Source organism: Pseudomonas sp. NFACC25, from assembly GCF_900100935.1.
GTDB classification, from domain to species: domain Bacteria; phylum Pseudomonadota; class Gammaproteobacteria; order Pseudomonadales; family Pseudomonadaceae; genus Aquipseudomonas; species Aquipseudomonas marginalis.
In genome coordinates, this window is the sequence record NZ_FMUC01000019.1 from 68,355 (window position 1) to 91,482 (window position 23,128).

General features: G+C 62.8%; 16 protein-coding genes. 4 read left to right on the plus strand and 12 right to left on the minus strand.

Going from position 1 to position 23,128, the window contains the following annotated elements:
* Positions 1-95: 95 nt before the first annotated feature.
* The 12 genes from BLQ09_RS28355 to glnE form a co-directional block, all read right to left on the minus strand.
* Complete coding sequence (locus BLQ09_RS28355; protein ID WP_092359394.1) at positions 96-1,022, minus strand: ABC transporter permease; 927 nt, start codon at positions 1,020-1,022, stop codon at positions 96-98.
* Positions 1,019-2,005 (minus strand): ABC transporter permease, encoded by a 987-nt coding sequence (locus tag BLQ09_RS28360; RefSeq protein WP_092359397.1) that lies wholly within the window; start codon positions 2,003-2,005, stop codon positions 1,019-1,021. Before BLQ09_RS28360 ends, BLQ09_RS28355 begins: the two co-directional genes overlap by 4 nt.
* On the minus strand, positions 1,998-3,521 hold the full coding sequence (locus tag BLQ09_RS28365; RefSeq protein ID WP_092359399.1) for a sugar ABC transporter ATP-binding protein: 1,524 nt from the start codon (positions 3,519-3,521) through the stop codon (positions 1,998-2,000). The genes BLQ09_RS28360 and BLQ09_RS28365 overlap by 8 nt, the downstream gene beginning before the upstream one ends.
* Positions 3,521-4,507 (minus strand): sugar ABC transporter substrate-binding protein, encoded by a 987-nt coding sequence (locus tag BLQ09_RS28370; protein ID WP_092359401.1) that lies wholly within the window; start codon positions 4,505-4,507, stop codon positions 3,521-3,523. Before BLQ09_RS28370 ends, BLQ09_RS28365 begins: the two co-directional genes overlap by 1 nt.
* Positions 4,508-4,697: 190 nt before the next feature.
* Positions 4,698-6,140, minus strand: a complete 1,443-nt coding sequence (locus BLQ09_RS28375; protein ID WP_027604950.1) for a lipopolysaccharide kinase InaA family protein — start codon at positions 6,138-6,140, stop codon at positions 4,698-4,700.
* Positions 6,140-6,892, minus strand: a complete 753-nt coding sequence (locus BLQ09_RS28380; RefSeq protein ID WP_027604951.1) for a lipopolysaccharide kinase InaA family protein — start codon at positions 6,890-6,892, stop codon at positions 6,140-6,142. Before BLQ09_RS28380 ends, BLQ09_RS28375 begins: the two co-directional genes overlap by 1 nt.
* Positions 6,889-7,623 carry a lipopolysaccharide kinase InaA family protein gene (locus tag BLQ09_RS28385; RefSeq protein ID WP_027604952.1) on the minus strand — a complete coding sequence of 245 codons (735 nt, stop codon included), beginning with the start codon at positions 7,621-7,623 and terminating at the stop codon, positions 6,889-6,891. Before BLQ09_RS28385 ends, BLQ09_RS28380 begins: the two co-directional genes overlap by 4 nt.
* Positions 7,623-8,429: a lipopolysaccharide core heptose(I) kinase RfaP gene (rfaP, locus tag BLQ09_RS28390; RefSeq protein ID WP_092359403.1), complete on the minus strand. Its 807-nt coding sequence runs from the start codon at positions 8,427-8,429 to the stop codon at positions 7,623-7,625. Before rfaP ends, BLQ09_RS28385 begins: the two co-directional genes overlap by 1 nt.
* The gene (locus BLQ09_RS28395) at positions 8,426-9,550 is read right to left on the minus strand and encodes a glycosyltransferase family 4 protein (RefSeq protein ID WP_092359405.1); all 1,125 of its coding nucleotides are present in this window, start codon (positions 9,548-9,550) and stop codon (positions 8,426-8,428) included. Before BLQ09_RS28395 ends, rfaP begins: the two co-directional genes overlap by 4 nt.
* Positions 9,550-10,611, minus strand: a complete 1,062-nt coding sequence (gene waaC / locus BLQ09_RS28400; RefSeq protein ID WP_027604955.1) for a lipopolysaccharide heptosyltransferase I — start codon at positions 10,609-10,611, stop codon at positions 9,550-9,552. The genes BLQ09_RS28395 and waaC overlap by 1 nt, the downstream gene beginning before the upstream one ends.
* 1 nt (position 10,612) lies before the next feature.
* Positions 10,613-11,647: a lipopolysaccharide heptosyltransferase II gene (gene waaF / locus BLQ09_RS28405; RefSeq protein ID WP_027604956.1), complete on the minus strand. Its 1,035-nt coding sequence runs from the start codon at positions 11,645-11,647 to the stop codon at positions 10,613-10,615.
* Between the two features lie 54 nt (positions 11,648-11,701).
* On the minus strand, positions 11,702-14,641 hold the full coding sequence (glnE, locus tag BLQ09_RS28410; protein ID WP_027604957.1) for a bifunctional [glutamate--ammonia ligase]-adenylyl-L-tyrosine phosphorylase/[glutamate--ammonia-ligase] adenylyltransferase: 2,940 nt from the start codon (positions 14,639-14,641) through the stop codon (positions 11,702-11,704).
* Positions 14,642-15,024: 383 nt separating this feature from the next.
* On the opposite strand from glnE, the gene aceE reads away from it, so the two are divergent.
* The 4 genes from aceE (at position 15,025) to msrA (ending at position 23,048) form a co-directional block, all read left to right on the plus strand.
* Entirely contained in the window at positions 15,025-17,670 is a 2,646-nt protein-coding gene (aceE, locus tag BLQ09_RS28415) for a pyruvate dehydrogenase (acetyl-transferring), homodimeric type (protein ID WP_027604958.1), read from the plus strand.
* Between the two features lie 11 nt (positions 17,671-17,681).
* A complete protein-coding gene (gene aceF / locus BLQ09_RS28420) occupies positions 17,682-19,331 on the plus strand; it encodes a dihydrolipoyllysine-residue acetyltransferase (protein ID WP_027604959.1) in 1,650 nt (549 codons plus the stop codon).
* Positions 19,332-19,634: 303 nt separating this feature from the next.
* Positions 19,635-22,328 carry a putative bifunctional diguanylate cyclase/phosphodiesterase gene (locus BLQ09_RS28425; RefSeq protein WP_027604960.1) on the plus strand — a complete coding sequence of 898 codons (2,694 nt, stop codon included), beginning with the start codon at positions 19,635-19,637 and terminating at the stop codon, positions 22,326-22,328.
* Between the two features lie 72 nt (positions 22,329-22,400).
* Positions 22,401-23,048, plus strand: coding sequence for a peptide-methionine (S)-S-oxide reductase MsrA (msrA, locus tag BLQ09_RS28430; RefSeq protein ID WP_027604961.1), 648 nt, complete (start codon positions 22,401-22,403; stop codon positions 23,046-23,048).
* The last annotated feature ends 80 nt before the right edge of the window (positions 23,049-23,128 follow it).

The following is a 23,128-nucleotide window of genomic DNA, read 5'->3' on the forward strand; positions in this document are numbered from 1 at the left end:
CACAGGAATGCGGTCGCCTGAAATTGTTTATGCAATAAGGGGAGTTTGCTCATGCCCCCAAGCGTCGGATGGAGTCCAGCTTTCGGGGTGCAACACTAGACGCGCTCCAGCATCCGCCGGCTGGCGAAACTGAAGCTCAGCACGATAAAGATCAGCACCCCGGTCGCCACCTGCTGCCAGTAGAAATTCCAGCCGATCAGCAGCAGCCCGTTGGCGATCACGTTGATAAACAGCACTCCGAGCAGGGTCCCCGGAACATTCGCCCGTCCCTGTCGACTCAAGGTGGCGCCGATAAACACCGCGCCAATCGCGTTGAGCAAAAACGCGTTCCCGGACAGCGGCACATAGGCGCTGACTGTCGAGCTGAGCAACACACCGGCCACCCCACAGGCCAGGGCGGTAGCCAGGGCCACGACGGTGACGATGCGCCGCACCGACAACCCCGAGTAATACGCCAGCAGCGGCTGGGTGCCCTGGGCCAGCAACTCACGGCCCAGGCGTCCGCGCGCCAGGGCCAGGCCGTAGAACAGCGCCAGCCCCACTACCACCAGCAGCGGTGTCAGCCCAGTGAGCTCAGGCTTCAAGCCTTGGCTGATATAGATCGGCTGGCCGCCGTCCGAGAGCAGTTGCTGGGCGCTGGTGCCGATAAACAGGGTGCCCAGGGTGGCCAGGAACGGACTGATGCGCAGCCCGGCAATCAGGCCGGCGTTGACCAGCCCCACCAGCAGCGCCGCCGCCAGCGCGCCCGTGGCCGCCACCGCCCAGCCATGGCCGCCATTGAGCAGCACCACAAAGCTGAAACTGGCAAAGTCCAGCGCCGTGCCCACCGACAGGTCGATGCCACCGGCCGCCACCGCGTAGGTCATGCCGATAGCGACAATCGCCAGCAGCACGAAGTTGTTCAGCACCAGGCTTTGCAGGTTGCCTGCACTGAGGAAGCCCGGCGCTTGCAGCGCAAACACCACGACAATCAGGGTGAATACCAGTGGCAATGTCAGCGGCAATACGGCGCGTGCGTTCATGCCGTCGCCCCTCGGTTCACTGCACTGGAGGCTGCGACGACCAGCAGGATCAACACGCCCTGCACACCATTGACCCAGAAGCTGGAGAGGTTAAGCAGTTGAAAGCCATTGATCAGAAAACCAATCAACAGCGCCGCCAGCAACGTCCCAGGAATGCTCGCCACCAGCCGGCGGGAAAACACCACGCCGAGAAAGGCGATCGCCACCACCGACAGCAGCATGTCACCGGAGCCGGTGGTGCTGCCGCTGAAGAACGCCGCCGAACACAGCGCAGCCACCGCGGCACATAGACCGGACAGCAGATAGCTCGACAATACGTAGACGGGCACTCCAATGCCCGCCGCTTCGGCCGCCTGGGGGTATTCGCCCACCGCATGCAGGCGCAGCCCATAGGCCGAGTGCTGGATAAGCAGCGTCAACACGCCCGCCGTCACCAGCAGCACCCAGGCCAGGGCCGGTATGCCCAACCAGGTGCCACCACTGAGCAGGTCCAGCAGCGGCGAGTCCGTGGAGACCACCGTGTTCTCCGTCAACACCAACTCCAGCCCCGCCAATACATTCATGCTCGCCAGGGTCGCCAGCAACGGCGGCAAACGCAGCACCACCACGGCCAGCCCATTCAGCAAGCCGACCGCCAAACCGCAGCCCAGAGTCAGCAGCAACGTCAACCCGAGATCCAGGCCGGCATTATTGAGGCGGCTGAACACCGCCGCGCACAAGCCCAGGTTGGCCGCCAGCGACAGGTCCAGCCCTCCAGCCACCACGTTCGAGCCGCCGCCGATAATCACGCAGGTGAGCCCGAAGGCCAGCACGCCGAGGATCGCCGACTGACTGAACACATTGGCCAGATTGCCCACCGACAGAAAATTCGGCGCAGCCACGGCAAACCCCAGCAGGATCGCCACAAACACCCCCACCGACCCACGGCGCAGCACCAGCACCCACAACCGCTGCGATAACCCAGGCGTCGCCGCTTCAAGCATGTTCCACCTCGCGAGCATTTGAAGTCGCAGCAGCCACGGCTCCCGTCGCACAGGCCAGCAACTGATCGCTGTCCGCCTCCCCGGCACGGAATTCACCGGCGATCTCACCCCGATGCAGCACCAGGATTCGGTCACTGATCCCCAGCAACTCCGGCAAATCCGACGACAACACCAGCACCGCCGCGCCCTCTTCCACCAAGCGTCCGATCAAGCGGTAGATTTCCACCTTGGCCCCCACATCCACCCCCACGCAGGGCTCATCCAACAGGTACACGGCGGAGCGGCGGCTCAGCCACTTCCCCAGGGCGACCTTCTGCTGGTTGCCGCCACTGAGCTGGCTGACCGCCGCTTGGGGCCCAGGCGCCTTGATTGCCAATTCGTCGATCAGCCGCAGGCTTTCCGCCTGCTCCTTGCGGCGGCTCAACAAGCCCCAGCGGCTGAACCGTCCGAGCCCCGCCAGCGTCAGGTTTTCCAGCACCGAAAGCACTGGCGAGATCCCCTGGCTGCGCCGCTCTTCCGGCACCAGCGCAAGGCCCTCGGCAATCGCCTGGACCGGCGAACGCAGGCGCAGCAAACGCCCGTCCAGATGCACACTGCCGCTGTCGGCGCGCTCGACACCGAAGAGTGTCTTGAACAACTCCTTGGCTCCCGAGCCGACCAGCCCGGTCAGGCCGACGATTTCTCCGCGCCGCACCTCCAGATCGATCTGCCGATAGCGCCGCGCCAGGCTCAACCCGCGTACCTGCAACAGCGGCGCTCCCAGTGAAACCTTGGCCTTGGGGTACATCTCCTGCACCTCGCGATTTACCATCAGCCGCGCAATCTCGGCGCTGGACGTATGCCGGGGCTGCACCACCGCCACGTCCCGACCATTGCGCAGCACCGTGACTTCATCGCAGAGGCTGTCGATTTCCTGTAGGTAATGGGAGATGTACAGGATGGATAAACCCTGGTCGCGCAGGCGCTTGACGATGCGCAGCAACTGGTCGACTTCACGCTTGACCAAGGCCACGCTGGGCTCGTCGAACACCAGGATCTTGGGCTGGCGAATCAACGCCCGGGTGATTTGCAGCACCTGGCGTTCGGCGCTGTTCAGCTCGCTCACCAGCGCACCGGCGGGCAATTGCAGATCAAAATATTCCGCCAGCAAGCGCTCGGCTTCACGTTGCTGCCGGCGTCGATCCACAAAGGGCCCGCGCCGCAATTCATGCCCGAAAAACAGCGCCTCGCCCACGGTAAAACTGGCGGGCAACAGACGCTCCTGATGGATGAACTGCACGCCCAGCGCATCCACCTGGCGCGGTGACAAGGCGGCGTACGACTGGCCATCGATACTCACCTGCCCCGCGTCCGCCTTGTGGATGCCGGCCAGGATCTTGATCAAGGTCGACTTGCCCGCACCGTTCTCCCCCACCAGGCCGTGAATGCTGCCGCGTTCGACTTTAAGGCTTGCGTCATCCAGCGCCAGGGTGGCGCCAAAGCGTTTATGCAAGTGTTGCAGGTGCAATGCCGGCATCAGTCACCCCGCAGTTGCTGAACCTGGTCCAGGTTGGCCGCGGTGGTCAGCAGCGTGGCCACATGGGTTTCCTTGGGCAGGTCTCGTTGCCCGGCCAGGTAGCGCGCCACGTTCTGCACAGCGGTCTTGCCGATCAACGCCGGTTGCTGCGCCACCACCGCCCCCACCGGCGAATTTGCCTGGCCGAGCAGCGCCAGCACTTCCGGCGTACCGTCGACGCCGTAAGTCTTGATCTCGGTGCGCCCGGCATCGATCAGCGCCTTGCTCGCGCCCAACTGCGGAATGTCCCACGCCGACCAGATCGCCGAGACGCTGCCCGCCGGGTATTTGTTGAGCAGCGCCGAGACTTGTGAATAAGCATCCTGCACGGTGTTGGGGATCACGTCGCGAAGTTCCGGCTGGATGATTTCCAGCTGGGGGTAATCCTTGAGCGCCAGCTTCAACTGGTCATAACGGATCGCACACACCGGCACGCCGTAGAAACCGTTGAACACCAGGATCTTGCCTTTGCCGCCGGCGTCCTTGATCAACTGATCGGCCAACGCCTTGCCGGTGGCGACGTTGTCGGAGGTGGTGTTGTTGAGGCTGTACTGGGACGGTGCATCGATGGTGAACAGCGGGATGCCGGCCTTGCTGATGCGCTTGAGCCAGGGATCGATCACGCTGAGGGTGCCGAGGGTCTGGATCACGGCGTCGGGTTTCTGGGTGACCACGGTTTGCAGCTGGGTCACCAGGTTCTTGTCGTTACGCCCGGCATCGAGGGTGATCGGCGTGCCGCCCAGGCGCTTGATCTCATCGACCTGGGCCTGGAACGCCTTGATATCGAAATAGTGGCTGGTGCCGGTCATGCTCACGGCAATGCGCTTGCCGGCCAGGGACGGCACGGCCTCATCGCCCTCGGCAGCCTGGACACTGACGACATGGCCCAGCAACAGCGCGGCGCCAAGGCAGATCAAACGGGAAAGCGAGGAAAGGCTGGAAGGCATACAGGGCTCCGCTGCGACCGGTGAAAGGGTTCACCAGGAGGCATTGCAGAGCCCGTGCCAGGATTTTTATTGCATTAAATCAAGGGGGTAACGTTTCCGCATGAAGGCGGACTGTCGTTCTGGGGCAACAACTGCCTGATAACTGTTGCTCAGGCAACAGCTCTTGATCGTTCACCCTGGGAGGGAACGATCAGGTCGGTTGCTTCGGCAAACGCTGATCAATCAGCTGATACAACGCACTACTCTCAGGCCAGTTCCGCATAAACCGCGCACGGTCCCTGGCATACGCCGGGGCGAAGCTGGCGGCAGAGCTGTGTTGGCACATCGCGTCGAGGTCGATCAGTGACCAGCGATCCTTATCCCAGAACAGGTTATGGCCCTTGAAGTCGCCATGGCTGATGCGCTCGCGAATCAGCTCGGCGAACAACTGGTCCAGCGCCAGCAGTTCGTTTTCCGGCGCGTCACCCTGTTCGATATAGGGCGCGAAACGCTCGATGATGTCCGGGCCCGGCAGGTATTCGGTAACCAGGTAAGCGCGGCTGCGCAGCCAGAAACAGCGCTTTTCCAGGACGGCCAATGGCTTGGGCGTGGCGATGCCGAGGAACGCCAGGCGATTGCCTTCGCGCCAGGAATGCCAGGCGCGGCTCGGGCGCCAGAAGCGCTTGAGCCAATGGGCGAAGCCCTTGATGTTGTAGCGCTTGATCACCAATGGCCGGCCGGCCACATCGACCTTGGCCACGCTGGCCGCACCACCGGTCTTGTACAGGTGGCCCTGGTCGAGCAACGCATCCGCCTGCTCCAGCACCGGCAGCATCGCCGGCTCTTCCTCGCGACGGATCGCGCGCAAGGCAAAGGCGCCACGCACCACGCTGAACAGCGTGCAGTCGCGCCCCACTTTGTTCAACAAGTCCTTCAAACGCCAGGCGCTGACCTTGCGCACCTGTTTTTCCAGGGCTTGCAGGGGCAAGGCGTGCTCGCCGTTGCTCAGCAGGTAGTACACCAGCAGTTCTTCGGTAAACGGCTCGAGGTTTTTCGGCAACTGGGCGAAAAACACCCCGAGGTTTTCCAGCACGCGGTCGCGCGACAGGGGCTTGCCCGCCTCTTCAACACGAACGCCGGCGCCATCGATCAAGTACAGCTTGCCGTCCCGGCGCAGCAGGTTGTCCAGGTGCAGGTCTTCCTGCCACAGGCCCTTGGCATGCATCTGGCCGATCGCACCCAGGGCCTCGGCCAGCACGGCGGTTTGCTCGTCGGCCAGTGGCGGTAGCGCTTCAACGGCGTGCCAGGCATCGGCCAGGCTCTCGGCACCTTCGATAAACTCGAACAGCAGCCAGCCGCCCTCGCCGTCCTGCAAGCCATCGGCGAGCAACAGCGGGGTGGTCAGGCCTTGCTCGGCCAGCAGGCGTACGCCGCTGAGTTCACGCTGGAAATGCCGCGCGGCCTTGCCGCCCACCAATAACTTGGCCAGCACCGGACGCCCGCGCCAGATCGCCGCGCCCACATAACGCTCGCCCGGCAACACCCGCAACAGGCTCAGCAGTTGCAGTTGCCCCGGGCCGGCGGCATCCGCGAGGTCGACGGTGAGGGGCAGGCTCGGCGTGCGGCCGGCGCTTTTCAACTCGGACAGGCGCATCAGCGGTTCTCCTTGTGGCTACGCCGCTTCGTCAGGCGTTGCAGCCAGGTGGTGACGAGCGCGCTGCCTTCGGGCTGATCGAGGTAAGCCGCCAGCAATTGACGCACCTGTGCGTCCGACCACTGCGGTGCCCGGCGCAACAACGGCTCCAGGTCCTTGACCCGGTCACGCCAGCCGAACAGCAGCGGGCGGGTTTTCTCCAGGTCGATCAACTGCGCGGCGTAGCCGTCCCCGGTGGCCTGCAGGAAAATATGCTTGGGGTAGAAACAGCCATGCACCTGGCCGACGCTGTGCAACCGGCGCGCCAGTTGACCGCAGGCCAGCAGGATCGCGCGGTGCTGGGCATCGCTGAGTTGCGCCCATTGCTCCAGCAATGAATCCAGGTCATTCCAGCCGTCCAGGGCACGGGTCAGCAGCATCGCGCGGTGCTCACCGGCAACTTTGCGCTCGCCGTAGAACGCCGCCTGCAGCGCCGGGATCCCGAGCTTGCGGTAACGGCTGATGTTGCGGAACTCGCGGGAGAAACTGGGCTCGCCCAATGGCCGGTGCAAGCTGCGCGTGAGGTAGTTGCTTTGGCGCTTGAGGTAATAGCCGTGGCCGTCGAGCTCCAGGCGAAACACGCTGCTCCAGCCGCCACGGCTGGTGTTCGGCTCGTCCACCGCGTCCAGTTGCCTGGCCCACAGGGCGTCGAATGTCGCGAGGCCGTGGCGCTCCAGCAGGGCGCGATCTTCAGCCGCCAGGAAATCACTCATTCACGTCCCTCGAAAAACTTCACTACGTGGCGAATCCGCCGTTTGTCCGACTCACTCAGGTGCCGACACCCACGGTACTGCATGTAGAAGCGCAGGCGCTGAGTGGCCGACAAGTGATACTTGGCCACCTTGTCCAGGCAGGCCAGGTCCTTGGTAATGCGATACTTGAGCCAGAAACCGCGCCAGAAATCGCCGTTGGGGCAATCGATCAGGTACAGGGTGGCCTGGTCGTCGATCAGCAGGTTGCGCCACTTCAAGTCGTTATGGGTAAAGCGATGATCGTGCATGGTGCGCGTGTATTCGGCGAGCTGGCGGCTGACCGCGTTGACCCACTTGGGGTCGCGCAGGCGCGCATCTTTACGTTCGGCCAGGACCGAGAGGTCTTCGGTCCTCGGCAACTCGCGGGTGATCATTGCGCCACGATCATAGGCCAGGCCGCTGCGCTCAAGGCCCCAGGCGACCACATCGGCGGTGGGAATGCCCCACTTGGCGAAGCGCTTGAGGTTCTGCCATTCGGACTTGACCCGCGGCTTGCCCAGGTAGCGCCGCAGGCCCTTGCCGGCGCCGGTGTAGCGTTTGACGTAGTAGTTGACCCCGCCACGCTCCACCCGGATCACTTCCGACAGCGGGTCGCGGGTCAGCCGCTCGCCTTGCAGGGCAAACACCGCTTCGAGGCTTCCAAAATCATCCGCCAGTGCGGCGTAGGCAGGCTCCAGGTTCCAACCCGCCATCAGATCGCATCCCCATAACGTTGCTTGCGCGCGTAGAGCTTGTCGGCCTTGCGCTGCATCAGGCTCAGGGACGCCGATTGCTCGGCCAGGACCTGGCGCAGCGGCTGGCGGAAGTAGCCCTTGAGGAAGCGCAATTTATCGCGCCGGGTCAGGCCGATGTCCAACGCTGAGTAATACAGCGCGGAGAGGTCCTTGTCGCGCCAGCGCAGCGGCAGATGGGCGCGCATTTGCGCCCGGTGCAGGTCGATCACCGAGAGCTTGATGTTGCGTGGGTCGATCGGCCTGGACGTGTCCAGCAGGAAGTGGCACAGGTAGCAGTCGCGGTGATTCACGCCGCCCCGGTGCATGTCGCCGACCATGCGCGCCAGTTCGGCCGTGAGCGCATGGCGCAGTGCAGGTGTGGGCGGTTCGGCGACCCAGTTGATGGTCAGGTCTTCAAGGCTGATGGTCGGCGCCAGCTCTTCGGTGATGATGAACGAGTGCTGGTCCGCCGGGTTGCTGCCTTTTTCGCCGAAGGCCACGCCGGTCATGGTCGGCACGCCGATCGCCTGCAAGCGGTGAATGGCATCCCATTCCAGGCCGGCGCCGAGCACCGGCAGCTTGGCGGTGATCAGGTTCTTGAAGATTTCCGCCCAGCCGATGCCGCGGTGGATTTTGACGAAATACGGGCGGCCATCCACCTCGGTGCGCAGCGTGCGACGCGCCGCCAGTTCACGGAATACCTGGCCTTGCAGTTTCTCGACTTCGGCGAAGGCGTCACGCCCGGCCCATAACGTCTTGAACGGTTCGGCAAGAATCAACTTCATCGTTTTGGCTCCGCCAGAATCACATCCGCAGCGTGCTGCGGCATGCTGTAGAGATCGGCCGTCTCGGCGAAGGCCAACCCATTGCGGCCCCAGGCCGCGCGCTGTGCAGAATCGGTCAACATCTGCGCCAGGTACTGGTTCAACTGAGCCTGTTCAAACGGCTCGTCCAGCACCAGGCCGCTGTCGGCTTCGGCGATGTAATGGGCATAACCACATACGGCCGAGACCAGCACCGGCAACCCGGCCACCAGGGCTTCGAGCAACACGGTGCCGGTGTTTTCGTTGTACGCCGGGTGGATCAACAGGTCGGCGCCCAGCAGGAAACGCGGAATATCGCTGCGCCCCTTGAGGAACTGCACGTTATCGCCCAGCCCGAGGGTGGCGCTTTGCAGTTGGAATACCTTGGGGTCGTCCTGGCCGATGACAAACAGGCGCGTGCGTTTTTTCAGCTCAGCCGGCAATGCGGCCAGCGCTTTCAGGCTGCGGTCGACGCCCTTGGTCTTGAAGCCGGAACCGATCTGCACCAGCAGCAGGTCGTCATCGCCCAGGTTGAACTCCTTGCGGAAGCCTTCACGAATCTCGGCCGCATTCGGCGGCGCTCGGCGGTCCTGGGCAATGCCCGGTGGCAGCAGGTGGAAACGCTCCAGCGGCGTGTCGTAATGCTTGATGAACAGCGGCTGCTGCACTTCGGAAATCATCAAGATTTCGGTCTTGGCGTCCTTGGCAAACACCGCGCGCTCGTACTCGGCAAAGTGGCGATAGCGGCCAAAACTGCGGTACAGCGAATGGCGCAGGTTTTGTGCCTTGTCTTCGAAGCAGCCATCGGCCGCGTAGTACACGTCCAGGCCGGGCATCTTGTTGAAGCCGATCAGGCGGTCCACCGGGCGCTTGGCCAGGTCGGCCTCCATCCAGGCGCTGAGCTTCTCGTTGCGCCGATGGTTGAAGAACGCCTTGACCGGCGCCACCAGCACTTCGAAGCCGGGCGGGATGTCGCCCTCCCAGATCAGCGTGTAGACACGAATCTGATGGCCGCGCTGCTGGCACTCCAGGGCGATGCGCATGAAATCGCGCTGCAGGCCGCCGAAGGGGAAATATTTGTACAGAACAAAAGCCAGTTGCATCAGTGCAGCTCCTCAGCCAGTAACAACGTGCTCAGCCGGGTTGCCACACGCTCAGGGTTCAGGCGCGTGAAACACAGGGGCGACTCGCGCTTGATGTCGAACCGACGCAGGTCGTCGGCCGTCGGTTGATAGGTACATTGTTTTTGCAGGCACGGCGCACAGGCAAAGTCGCTGGCCAGGTGAATCTGGCCCTTGCCGTAGGCGCCGGTCAGGCCGGGGTTGGTGGGGCCGAACAGGGAAATGGTCGGCACATCCAATGCCGCCGCCAAATGCCCGAGTCCGGTGTCCACCGCCACACAGGCGCGGGCGCCGGCCAATACCCGGGCCACGCCGGCCAGGTTCAGCTTGGGCAGCACTTCGGCGTTGTTCAGGCCTTGGGCCAGGCGCTCAGCCCGGGCCTTTTCGGCGGCGTTGCCCCACGGCAACTTCACGTCCACGCCCAGGCGGCCCATACGTTCAGCCAACTCGCGCCAGTAGGCTTCGGGCCAATGCTTGGTGTCCCAGGTGGTGCCGTGCAGCAGCAGGACGAAGGGCTTTTTCGGCGGCAGGCCGAGCAGTTTTTCGGTGCTGAGGCCGTAGTCGCCCAAGCCTTTGGGCAAGTCATAGCCGAGGGCCACGGCGAACAGTTGGCGCAAACGCTCCACCGCATGCTGCCCACGGGCCACGGCCAGGCGCCGCGAGTAGAAGCGCGCCGCAATCGGCTCACGGGCCGAGTGTTTGTCGAATCCGGCCACCGGAGCCCGCACGTAGCGGGTCAGCCAGGCGCTTTTGAACAGGCCTTGGGCATCGATCACCAGATCGTACTTGGTCGACTGGACTTGCTGCTTGAAGCGCCGCCACTCGCCGCTCTTGAAGGTTTGCCAGAGGTTCTTGCGCCAGCGGCGGATCGCCACCGGGATCACCTTGTCCACCGCCGGATGCCAGGTGGGGATTTCAGCAAAGCCTTCTTCCACCACCCAGTCGAAGCGAATGCCGGGGATCGCCCGTGCCGCGTCAGTCAGTGCCGGCAAGGCGTGGATCACGTCGCCCAGGGATGAGGTCTTGATTACCAGTACCCGCAACTCAGTGAACCTCGACCACGTCGCCCTGCAACCGCTGCAAGGCATCGGTTACCGGCTGCGGCAGCAATTGGCGCAGGCAGTTGTAATGGCCGAAGCGGCAGGTGCGATCAAAGCACGGGCTGCACTCCAGCCCCAGGCGCACCACTTCGACCTGGTCGGCCAGCGGCGGGGTGAAGCCCGGCGAGGTGGAGCCGTACACCGCCACCAACGGGCGGTTCAGCGCAGCGGCCACATGCATCAGGCCGGAGTCGTTGGAGACCACGGCGTCCGCACAGGACAGCAAGTCGATGGCCTCGGCCAGGGACGTGTCGCCACTGAGGTTGACGGCCTCTTCGCGCAGGCCCGGGATCAGGCGCTGGCGAATGTCTTCACCCACCGAGTGATCGTTTTTCGAACCGAACAACCACACCTGCCAGCCTTCGCGAATCTTCATCTCGGCGACTTTGGCGTAGTGGTCCGACGGCCAGCGCTTGGACTCGCCAAACTCCGCCCCGGGGCACAGGGCCAACACCGGACGATCCAGGGCCAGGCCGAACTTGGCCAGTGCCGCATCGCGGGTCACCGGGTCGATCTGCAGGCTGGGGCGCGGGTACGGCTTGGGCAGCTCGGCGCCCGGCGCATAGGCCAGGGCCATGAAGCGTTCGATCATCAGCGGGTAGCGCGCCTTGTCCAGCGTGCGTACATCATTAAGCAGCACATAGCGAAACTCGCCGCGCCAGCCGGTGCGCTTGGGAATGCCGGCAAAATACGGCACCAGCGCCGATTTGAGCGAGTTGGGCAGCAGGATCGCCTGGTCGTACTGGCCCGCCAAGGATTTGCCGATGCGACGGCGGGTCGCCAGTTCCAAGGCGCCGTGGCCGAGCGGAAAGCTCAAGGCCTTGCGCACTTCGGGCATGCGCTCGAGGATCGGCCGGCTCCACTCGGGGGCGAGCACGTCGATCTGGCAGTCCGGGTAGCGCATACGCAGGCTCTGGAACAGAGTCTGCGCCATCACCATGTCACCGACCCAACTGGGCCCAACGATCAGAATATTCATGTAGTTTCCACAAACGATGCGGGGAGGCTTATGCCTCCCCGCCCTAATAGTGTTTCAACCCAACCCCAGCGCCTGCCAGATTCGCATCACCTGGCGCCGTTCGTCAGCGAACTGATCACCGGGTACCGTACCGGCCTCGTTCTGCAAGGCCTGGCGATGCGCGGCGGAACGGTAGGCCTTATACACCTCGCGCAGCAGATGGGCATCGGCGGCGGGCATCAAGCCCACCTGCTCGAGGCCTTCCAGAATGCGGATATTGTCGGTGTAGCGCAGCAACGATGGATGTTGCGCAGACCACGCCAAAGCCGCGTATTGCACCATAAATTCAATATCGACGATACCTCCGGCGTCCTGCTTGAGGTCGAACAGCACCGTGGCGTCGAAGGCATTGGCGCCGGTGCCGGCCGCCGTGGCCTTGGTCCCCAGGTTGTCACGCATCTTGGCACGCATCTCACTGACCTCCTGGCGCAACTTCGCCAAGTCGCGCTCACGCCCCAGCACCTTAGCCCGTACCTGCTCGAATGCCTGGCCCACATCCTGGCTGCCCACCAGCACCCGCGCGCGGATCAGGGCCTGATGCTCCCAGGTCCATGCTTCATTTTGTTGATAGCGGTCAAACGCCCCGAGGGAACTGACCAGCAACCCGGATGCGCCGGATGGTCGCAGGCGCATGTCGACTTCATACAATTGGCCGGAGTTGGTCTGGGTGGTCAGCAGGTGAATGATCCGCTGGCCCAGGCGCGTGAAGAACTGCGCGCCGTCGATCGGCTTGGCACCATCGGTCTCGGCCTGCGGGTCGCCATCGTGGATAAACACCAGGTCCAGGTCCGAACCATGCCCCAGTTCGATGCCGCCGACTTTCCCATAACCGACAATGATGAACCCAGGATCGCACAAGGTACCGTCCAAGCGCTGCGGCGAGCCGTGGCGCGCGACCGTCTGGCGCCAGGCCAGGGCCAGCACTTGTTCGAGGATGGCTTCGGCGAGCCAGGTCAGGTAGTCGCTGACTTTCATCAACGGCAGGCTGCCGGCGATTTCCGACGCGGCCACGCGCAGGCGGTGGGCCAGCTTGAAGTGCCGCAGGGCTTCCATCTGCTGTTCAAGGTCATCCTCGGGGATGCGCGTAAGGCGTTCGCGCAACTCGGCGGCGAGTTCCGGCGCCAGCGGTGGCTTGAACAGGCGGCCTTCGTTGAGCAATTCATCCAGCAGCAGCGGGAAGCGCGTGATCTGCTCGGCGATCCATGGACTGGCGGCGCACAGGGTCAGCAGGCGGCGCAGGGCGTCGGGGTTTTCCGTCAGTAGCACCAGATAGGCGGAACGCCGGGCGACAGCTTCCACCAATGGCAGTACGCGCTCCAACACCAGGTCCGGGTTGGCGTGCTCGACAGCCTGGGCCAGCAAGCGCGGGATAAAGGCATCTAGGCGTTCACGCCCCAGGCGCTGCATGGCCCGCAGTTGCGGGCTGTTGCGCAGGCTGGCCAAGGCTTTAAGGGCTTTGGTGGCGTCGGTGAAGCCACCTTCAGCCAATTGACGGCAAGCGGCCTCTTCATCCTGGGACTCTTCCCACAGCGGCAGCCATTCTCCGCCCACGACCAACTCGCTTTCCGCGCCTTCTTCTTCATCAGGATCCGCAATCACCTGGCGGAAGTGCCAGTCCACGCGGCCACGCCAGTACATCAGGCGCTCGTGGAACGCCGCCCAGTCGGCAAAGCCGAGCATAAAGGCAATGCGCGCCTGGTCTTCAAGGCTGTCCGGCAGCATTTGGGTCTGGCGGTCGGCAATCGCCTGGATCGCATGTTCGGTGTAACGCAGGAATTCATAGCCATTGCGCAACTCGGCGATCACCGCCGGCGGCAGGTAGCCCTGGCCTTCCAGGGTGCCGAGCACCTTGAGCAGCGGCCGTTGCTGCAGGCTGAGGTCGCGGCCGCCATGGATCAGTTGGAACGCCTGGGCGATAAATTCCACTTCGCGGATGCCGCCCGAGCCCAGCTTGATATTGTCGGCCATGCCTTTGCGCCGGACTTCCTGCTGGATCAGCTGCTTCATGGTGCGCAGCGCCTCGATGGCGGAAAAGTCCAGGTAACGGCGGTACACGAACGGCCGCAGCATATCGAGCAGTTGCGCACCGGCCACCTGGTCACCGGCAACCACACGCGCCTTGATCATGGCGTAGCGTTCCCAGTCGCGCCCCTGGTCCTGGTAGTACTGCTCCAGCGCATTGAAGCTGAGCACCAGGGCACCGGCCGAACCGTAGGGGCGCAGGCGCATGTCGACACGGAACACAAAGCCGTCGACGGTCATCGGGTCGAGGGCCTTGATCAATTTTTGACCAAGACGAATAAAGAACTCCTGGTTATCCAGGGAGCGCTTCACGCCCACGGTTTCGCCGCCCTCGGGGTAGGCGAAGATCAGGTCGATATCCGACGAGAGGTTAAGCTCCACCGCACCGAGCTTGCCCATGCCGAGGATGACCATGTGCTGCGGTTCGCCGCTGCGCCGCCCGGTCGGCGTGCCGAACTGCACGCAGTGGCGCTGGTACAGCCATTGGTAGGCCTGGTCGATGCTGGCGTCGGCCATGTCGGAGAGGTCGCGACAGGTTTGCACCAGGTCGGCCTGGCGGGTCAGGTCGCGCCAGATGATGCGCACTTGCTGGCGGGTACGCTGGCGACGCAGTACGCGGCCCAGCTCATCTTCTGTTTCGGCCTGTTGCACGGCACCGGCAATCTGCCCGCACAGCTCGCCCGGCGCAAAGCCGCGATCCAGCTCGCCCCAGGCGGCCAGCTCGAGCAACATCAAAGGGTCACGAACACTCTGTTCAATGACGAAATCACTGGCGGCGCACACGCGGGCGAAGTCGGCCCACCGTTGCGGCGTCCACGCAGAAAGGCCATGATCGTCGTCCAGCGCGGCCACGGCGTCACGAAATGACTGCTCGGCCCGCTGGGCTTTTGGCAACAGAATGGCCGGCAGTTCGGCCAGCGTTGGAAGGCTCATGGTCTATCCTTGGTCGGCGTGTAAATGGCCTGCTGCTGTGAAGGCAGGCGCCGCGCTCGATGAAGGACTGTCGAACAAAGGTGATAAATAGCTGAAAATATGTAATTTTTGGCAGGCAACATTAAACTTCTACCTTTTCTTGTTCGCAAAAGATCAACAATAACGATTATGCTCACCAGCCAGACCGAGCAATCCGCTCGGTCTTGTGTAGTTTTACTACTCGTATATACATTCGAAAGGCTGAAATGGCCGACGATTTGTAGTAAAACTACAGGACGCCGAAGCAACCTTCGGCCATCCAAGAATTTATGTCGTCTGCCCACAAGGCCAGTCGCAAACTTCAGGCAACCGATTCTGGTAGCCTTTCCGCCCTGGAGCAAGCCATGCAAGACCTCGATCCCGTCGAAACCCAGGAATGGCTGGACGCCCTGGAATCGGTTCTCGACAAAGAAGGCGAAGACCGTGCTCACTACCTGATGACCCGTATGGGCGAACTCGCGACCCGCAGCGGCTCGCAACTGCCCTACGCCATCACCACGCCATACCGCAACACCATCCCCGTTACCCACGAAGCACGCATGCCTGGCGACCTGTTCATGGAACGCCGCATTCGCTCGCTGGTACGTTGGAACGCCATGGCGATGGTAATGCGCACGAACTTGAAAGATTCTGACCTGGGCGGTCACATCTCCAGCTTCGCTTCCAGCGCAACCCTGTATGACATCGGCTTCAACTACTTCTTCCAGGCCCCGACCGAAGAACACGGCGGCGACCTGATCTACTTCCAGGGCCACACCTCGCCGGGCGTCTACGCCCGTGCGTTCATGGAAGGTCGCATCAGCGAAGAGCAAATGAACAACTTCCGCCAGGAAGTCGACGGCCAGGGCCTGTCGTCCTACCCGCACCCTTGGCTGATGCCTGATTTCTGGCAGTTCCCGACGGTATCCATGGGCCTGGGCCCGATCCAGGCGATCTACCAGGCACGCTTCATGAAGTACCTGGAAGCCCGTGGCTTCATCCCGGAAGGCAAGCAGAAAGTCTGGTGCTTCCTGGGCGACGGCGAGTGCGACGAGCCGGAATCCCTGGGTGCCATCTCCCTGGCCGGCCGCGAGAAGCTGGACAACCTGATCTTCGTCATCAACTGCAACCTGCAGCGCCTCGACGGCCCGGTTCGCGGCAACGGCAAGATCATCCAGGAACTCGAAGGCGTGTTCCGCGGTGCCCAGTGGAACGTGACCAAGGTCATCTGGGGCCGTTTCTGGGACCCACTGCTGGCCAAGGACGTCGACGGTATCCTGCAACGTCGCATGGACGAAGTCATCGACGGCGAGTACCAGAACTACAAGGCCAAAGACGGCGCGTTCGTGCGTGAACATTTCTTCAACACGCCTGAACTCAAGGCGATGGTTGCCGACCTGTCCGACGACGAGATCTGGAAACTCAACCGTGGCGGCCACGACCCGTACAAGGTCTATGCGGCGTACCACGAAGCGGTCAACCACAAAGAACAACCGACCGTCATCCTGGCCAAGACCATCAAGGGTTATGGCACCGGTGCCGGCGAAGCGAAAAACACCGCGCACAACACCAAGAAAGTCGATGTCGACAGCCTGAAGCTGTTCCGCGACCGCTTCGACATCCCGGTCAAGGACGAAGAGCTGGAGAACCTGCCGTTCTTCAAGCCTGAGGCGAACAGCGCCGAAGCCCGCTACCTGAGCGAGCGTCGTACCGCACTGGGCGGTTTCGTGCCACAGCGCCGCGCCAAGAGCTTCAACATCCCGACACCTCCGCTGGATACCCTCAAGGCGATCCTGGACGGCTCGGGCGACCGTGAAATCTCCACCACCATGGCCTTCGTGCGGATCCTCGCGCAGCTGGTCAAGGACAAGGAAATCGGCTCGCGCATCGTGCCGATCATCCCGGACGAAGCCCGTACTTTCGGTATGGAAGGCATGTTCCGCCAGTTGGGCATCTACTCCTCCGTCGGCCAGCTCTACGAGCCAGTCGATAAAGACCAGGTGATGTTCTACAAGGAAGACAAGAAGGGCCAGATCCTCGAAGAAGGCATCAACGAAGCGGGCGCCATGAGTTCCTTCATCGCTGCCGGTACTTCGTACTCCAGCCACAACCAGCCGATGCTGCCGTTCTACATCTTCTACTCGATGTTCGGTTTCCAGCGTATCGGCGACCTGGCTTGGGCAGCGGGCGACAGCCGTACCCGTGGTTTCCTGATCGGCGGTACCGCCGGCCGTACCACTCTGAACGGCGAAGGCCTGCAACACGAAGACGGTCACAGCCACATCCTGGCTGCCACCATCCCGAACTGCCGCACCTTTGATCCAACCTACGGCTATGAGCTGGCGGTGATCATCCAGGACGGCATGAAGAAGATGACCGAAGAGCAGCAGGACGTTTTCTACTACATCACCGTGATGAACGAGTCCTACCAGCAGCCAGCCATGCCGGCCGGCGTGGAAGAAGGCATCATCAAGGGCATGTACCTGCTCGAAGAAGACACCAAGGAAGCGGCGCACCACGTGCAGCTGATGGGCTCCGGCACCATCCTGCGTGAAGTCCGTGAAGCGGCGAAGATCCTGCGTGAAGAGTTCAACGTCGGCGCTGACGTCTGGAGCGTTACCAGCTTCAACGAACTGCGTCGCGACGGCCTGGCCGTAGAGCGCAACAACCGCCTGCACCCGGGCCAGAAGCCGGCGCAGAGCTATGTCGAAGAGTGCCTGGCCGGCCGTAAAGGTCCAGTCATTGCCTCTACCGACTACATGAAACTGTTTGCTGAACAAATTCGCCAGTGGGTCCCGTCCAAGGAATTCAAAGTCCTGGGCACCGACGGTTTCGGCCGCAGTGACAGCCGCAAGAAGCTGCGTCACTTCTTCGAAGTCGACCGTCACTTCGTGGTGTTGGCAGCCCTGGAAGCCTTGGCTGACCGCGGTGAGATCGAACCCAAGGTGGTAGCTGACGCTATCGTCAAGTTCGGGATCAACCCGGAAAAACGCAACCCACTGGACTGCTGAGGAGACTTTTTGTGAGCGAACTCATTCGCGTACCTGACATCGGCAGCGGTGAAGGTGAAGTAATCGAGCTGTTTGTGAAGGTCGGCGACACCGTCGAAGCCGACCAAAGCATCCTGACCCTGGAATCGGACAAGGCGAGCATGGAAATCCCTGCTCCCAAGGCCGGCGTGGTCAAGAGCCTGAAAGTGAAGCTGGGCGACCGCCTGAAAGAAGGCGACGAACTGCTGGAACTGGAAATCGAAGGTGCCGCTGATGCGGCCCCTGCGGCGGCTCCTGCTGCCGCTGCTGCACCGGCGCCTGCCGCGGAAAAACCTGCCGCTGCTGCCGAGGCTCCTGCAGCCCCGGCTGCTGCTCCAGCCGCAGCGACTGTCCAGGACATTCATGTTCCGGACATCGGCTCGTCGGGCAAGGCCAAGATCATCGAGCTGCTGGTCAAGGTCGGCGACACCGTCGAAGCCGACCAGTCGCTGATCACCCTGGAGTCCGACAAGGCCTCCATGGAAATCCCATCGCCGGCTGCCGGCGTTGTGGAAAGCATCGCGGTCAAGCTGGAAGACGAAGTCGGCACGGGCGACTTCATCCTCAAGCTGAAAGTACAAGGCGCTGCGCCTGCCGCTGCTCCAGCACCGGCTGCTGCTCCGGCGGCCAAGGCTGAAGCCGCTCCGGCCGCTGCCGCCCCTGCGCCTGCTGCAAAAGCCGAGGCCGCTCCGGCCCCTGCGGCTGCCGCACCGGCGCCAAGCGGTGCCAAGGTTCACGCAGGCCCGGCGGTTCGCCAACTGGCGCGTGAATTCGGCGTCGAGCTGAACGCTGTGTCGGCCACCGGCCCCCACGGTCGCGTACTGAAGGAAGACGTGCAGGTCTACGTCAAAGCCATGATGCAGAAAGCCAAGGAAGCTCCGGCTGCCGGCACTGCTACTGGCGGCGCGGGGATTCCACCGATCCCGGTGGTGGACTTCAGCCGCTTCGGCGAGACCGAAGAAGTGCCGATGACCCGCCTGATGCAAATCGGCGCGTCGAGCCTGCACCGCAGCTGGCTGAACATTCCGCACGTGACCCAGTTCGACCAGGCCGACATCACCGACCTGGAAGCTTTCCGCGTTGCGCAGAAAGCCGTGGCCGAGAAGGCCGGCGTGAAACTGACCGTGCTGCCGCTGCTGCTCAAGGCCTGCGCGCACCTGCTCAAGGAGCTGCCGGACTTCAACAGTTCGCTGGCGCCAAGCGGCAAGGCGATCATTCGCAAGAAGTACGTGCACGTAGGCTTTGCCGTCGACACGCCGGATGGCCTGCTGGTACCGGTCATCAAGAACGTCGACCAGAAGAGCCTGCTGCAGCTTGCCGCCGAGGCTGCTGCACTGGCGGCCAAAGCCCGTGACAAGAAGCTCACCGCAGACGACATGCAAGGCGCGTGCTTCACCATCTCCAGCCTCGGTCACATTGGCGGTACGGGCTTCACGCCAATCGTCAACGCGCCGGAAGTGGCGATCCTGGGCGTTTCCAAGGCCACCATCCAGCCAGTCTGGGACGGTAAAGCGTTCCAGCCCAAGCTGATGCTGCCACTGTCGCTGTCCTACGATCACCGTGTGATCAACGGCGCGGCCGCTGCACGCTTCACCCAGCGCCTGAGCCAGTTGCTGAACGACATCCGCACCATCCTGCTGTAAGCCACAGCGGCCTCCCTTTCATCGGGGAGGCCTGGTTGCACCGATTTCCGAGCGCCACGCTCGTACCTCAACCCCGTCAATTTGGCGGGGCTTTTTTTGCTTTTCTCTACAGACAGAACAGGGTTGTACACCTTCTGTCATCCTGACTGAAGAATTCCCCCGCCCGGCCGATAACCCCCTTATAGCACTTAGCCTTCATCCTCTCTTGTCAGCCCGCGCCGCATGATGCAACCTTGCCGCAGGCAACAGTAAAGAGGGCGTGAGCCCGGCGCCGTGCGCGTTATTTGAAGTGAGTTCCCCCCCATGAAAAGCCAACCCGATGTCGCCCGTATGGCGGCCGAGGTAGTGACGCAGTTACCGGTGCCTTCGCGCCTCGGTATGCTGCGTTTCGAGCGGCTTAATGAGGCAAGCTGGGCCCTTCTGTACCTCGACCCTAACTGCGAGCGCCAATTCGGCCTGTCGGCGGTCGAGCTGTGTGCACTGCTCGGTACCCCCTTCGCCAGCCTGATGGAGCCTCAGGCTCGCTATCAACTGCACGACGCCATCCAACAGCAACTGAGCGACAGCCCTCACTACCTGGTGCGCTACACCCTGCACACCAACGATGGCCCCCTGAGCCTGCTGGAAATGGGCGAAGCCTACAAACAACACAATCGCCACCTGCTGCGCGGCTACCTGATGGTGGTCGACGGCCTGTTCAACGAAATCTCCCTGCCCGCCCCGACGGAGGACCTGGAAAGCCAGAACAGCCGCCTGCAGATCGCCCTGGAGCTCAACCAGCGCGCCCAGCAGGAACAACTGCAGCACCTGGAGCGGGTGCGCGCCCAGCAGGAGCTGATCCTGTTGCTGGCCCGCCAGCGCTACACCGCCAACAATTCGCTGCAGGAAGCCGCAGAGCTGATCACCCGCAGCGCCTGTGACATCTACCAGATCGACTGCGCCAGCATCTGGAACCTCGAAGGCCAGCGCCTGGTACCGATCTCGGCCTACCACCGCGATGACCAGCAGCACCACCTGCCTGAGCCCATCGACGCCAGTTGCTTTCCGGATTACCTGGAAGCCCTGCACACCAGCCGGGCAATCGACGCGACCAACGCGATGCGCGACCCGCGCACCCGGGAAATGGCCGAGAACCTGCGCGCCAAGGATATCCACGCCATGCTCGATGCGAGCATCCGCGTCGATGGCCAGGTGGTCGGTGTGCTGTGCCTGGAACAGGGCGGCAGCCCGCGTGCCTGGCAGGCCGATGAGATTGCCTTTGCCGGCGAACTGGCCGACCAATTCGCGCAAGTGATCAACAACCACAACCGGCGTACCGCCACCAGCGCCCTGCACCTGTTCCAGCGTGCCGTGGAGCAAAGTGCCAATGCCTTTTTGCTGGTCAACTGCGACGGCGTGGTGGAATACGTCAACCCAAGCTTTACCGCGATCACCCAATACAGCGCCGAAGAAGTCCACGGCCACCGCCTGGCCCAACTGCCGGCCCTGGAAAACCTCAGCGAGCTGCTGTTCGACGCACCGTCGAGCCTGGCCAAGAGCAACAGCTGGCAGGGCGAGTTCAAGAGCCGACGTAAAAACCTCGAGCCCTACTGGGGCCAGCTGTCGATTTCCAAGGTGTATGGCGACAACCGTGAGCTGACCCACTACATCGGCATCTACGAAGACATCACCCAGAACAAACTGGCCCAGCAGCGCATCGAACGCCTGGCCTACACCGATAACCTGACCAACCTGGGCAACCGTCCGGCATTTATCCGCAATCTGGATGAGCGCTTTGCCCGCGACAGCGACAGCCCGATCAGCCTGTTGCTGGTGGACATCGACAACTTCAAGCGCATCAACGACAGCCTCGGCCACCAGACCGGCGACAAGCTGCTGATCAGCCTGGCCCGCCGCCTGCGCAACAGCCTGAGTGCCGGCGGCAGCCTGGCGCGTTTTGCCAGTAACGAATTCGCGGTGCTGCTGGACGACACTGACCTGGAAAGCGGCCAACAGGTGGCCAGCCAACTGCTGGCGACCCTCGACAAACCGATGTTCGTCGACAACCAACTGATCAGCGTCACCGGCTCGGTGGGCCTGGCCTGCGCGCCGCTGCACGGCCGCGACCCGCAGACCCTGATGCGCAACGCCGGCCTGGCCCTGCACAAGGCCAAGGCCAACGGCAAACACCAGGTACAGGTGTTCACCGAAGCCTTGAACGCCGAGGCCAGCTACAAGCTGTTCGTGGAGAACAACCTGCGTCGTGCCCTGACCCAGAACGAACTGGACGTGTTCTACCAGCCCAAGCTGTGCCTGCGCAGCGGCCGCTTGCTGGGCATGGAAGCGCTGCTGCGCTGGAACCATCCGGAAAAGGGCATGATCCGCCCCGATCAGTTCATCAGCGTCGCCGAAGAAACCGGCCTGATCATCCCGATCGGCAAATGGATCGCGCGCCAGGCCTGCCGCATGAGCAAGCAACTGAGCGCCGCCGGCCTGGGCAATCTGCAGGTGGCGATCAACCTGTCGCCCAAGCAATTCTCCGACCCGGACCTGGTGGCCTCGATCGCCACGATCCTCAAGGAAGAACAGCTGCCGGCCAACCTGCTGGAACTGGAGCTGACCGAAGGCCTGCTGCTGGAAGCGACCGAAGACACGCGCCTGCAACTGGACCAGCTCAAGAGCTTCGGCCTGACCCTGGCCATGGACGACTTCGGCACCGGCTACTCGTCACTGAGCTACCTGAAAAAATTCCCCATCGACATCATCAAGATCGACCGCAGCTTTATCCACGAAATCCCGGACAACCAGGACGACATGGAAATCACCTCGGCCGTGATCGCCATGGCCCACAACCTCAAGCTCAAGGTGGTGGCCGAAGGCATCGAGACCGCCGAGCAACTGGCGTTCCTGCGTCGGCACCGTTGCGACGTTGGCCAGGGCTACCTGTTCGACCGGCCGATCCCCGGTGCAGAGCTGCTCGAGAAGCTTAGACGCTACCCGCGCGGGCCAATCGCCTGACAGCGCTGTAACACTCGGGCACACTGGCTGTCTGAAATTTACCGCTAACCCAACCTGACGAGAGGACTGCTCATGGTCTTGCGCTCGGAAATTCTGGTGAACAAAAACGTGCTGCCTACTCAAGAACAAGCGTTGCCCGGTCGTGAAACCCCGATGAACCTGCCGCAGACGCACTTCGTCAACGGCAACCCGCTGCTGGGCCCATTCGTCGACGACGTCGGCTTCGCGATCTTCGGCCTGGGTTGTTTCTGGGGCGCCGAGCGCAAGTTCTGGCAGCGCGATGGCGTGGTCAGCACCGTGGTCGGCTATGCCGGTGGTTTCACGCCGAACCCGACGTATGAAGAAGTCTGCTCGGGCCTGACCGGCCACAGCGAAGTGGTGCTGGTGGTGTATGACCAGGCCAAGGTGAACTACGAAGACCTGCTGAAGATGTTCTGGGAACTGCACAACCCGACCCAGGGCATGCGCCAGGGTAATGACATCGGCACCCAGTACCGCTCGGTGATCTATGCGACCACGCCTGAGCAACTGGCGGCGGCGCAGGCCAGTGCCGAGGCGTATCAGGCTGAACTGACCAAAGCGGGCCTGGGTGTGATTACCACCGAGATCGACGAGGCGCCAACGGTGTACTTCGCCGAGGCGTATCACCAGCAGTACCTTGCGAAGAATCCACAGGGCTACTGTGGGATCGGCGGTACCGGCGTGACTTGCCCGATCTGAAGATCGGAGCTGCAAGTTTCAAGCTACAAGCTGCAAGTGGTGTTTTCTGCTCTCACTTGCAGCTTGAGGCTTGAAGCTTG

Excerpts from the sequence above, each read along its gene's own strand:
- BLQ09_RS28375 (WP_027604950.1), bottom strand. The coding sequence starts at position 6,140 with ATGCGCCTGTCCGAGTTGAAAAGCGCCGGCCGCACGCCGAGCCTGCCC.
- BLQ09_RS28385 (WP_027604952.1), bottom strand. The coding sequence starts at position 7,623 with ATGGCGGGTTGGAACCTGGAGCCTGCCTACGCCGCACTGGCGGATGAT.
- BLQ09_RS28355 (WP_092359394.1), bottom strand. The coding sequence starts at position 1,022 with ATGAACGCACGCGCCGTATTGCCGCTGACATTGCCACTGGTATTCACC.
- BLQ09_RS28395 (WP_092359405.1), bottom strand. The coding sequence starts at position 9,550 with ATGCAACTGGCTTTTGTTCTGTACAAATATTTCCCCTTCGGCGGCCTG.
- BLQ09_RS28380 (WP_027604951.1), bottom strand. The coding sequence starts at position 6,892 with ATGAGTGATTTCCTGGCGGCTGAAGATCGCGCCCTGCTGGAGCGCCAC.
- rfaP (WP_092359403.1), bottom strand. The coding sequence starts at position 8,429 with ATGAAGTTGATTCTTGCCGAACCGTTCAAGACGTTATGGGCCGGGCGT.
- waaF (WP_027604956.1), bottom strand. The coding sequence starts at position 11,647 with ATGAATATTCTGATCGTTGGGCCCAGTTGGGTCGGTGACATGGTGATG.
- BLQ09_RS28425 (WP_027604960.1), top strand. The coding sequence starts at position 19,635 with ATGAAAAGCCAACCCGATGTCGCCCGTATGGCGGCCGAGGTAGTGACG.
- BLQ09_RS28370 (WP_092359401.1), bottom strand. The coding sequence starts at position 4,507 with ATGCCTTCCAGCCTTTCCTCGCTTTCCCGTTTGATCTGCCTTGGCGCC.
- BLQ09_RS28365 (WP_092359399.1), bottom strand. The coding sequence starts at position 3,521 with ATGCCGGCATTGCACCTGCAACACTTGCATAAACGCTTTGGCGCCACC.
- BLQ09_RS28360 (WP_092359397.1), bottom strand. The coding sequence starts at position 2,005 with ATGCTTGAAGCGGCGACGCCTGGGTTATCGCAGCGGTTGTGGGTGCTG.
- aceE (WP_027604958.1), top strand. The coding sequence starts at position 15,025 with ATGCAAGACCTCGATCCCGTCGAAACCCAGGAATGGCTGGACGCCCTG.
- glnE (WP_027604957.1), bottom strand. The coding sequence starts at position 14,641 with ATGAGCCTTCCAACGCTGGCCGAACTGCCGGCCATTCTGTTGCCAAAA.
- msrA (WP_027604961.1), top strand. The coding sequence starts at position 22,401 with ATGGTCTTGCGCTCGGAAATTCTGGTGAACAAAAACGTGCTGCCTACT.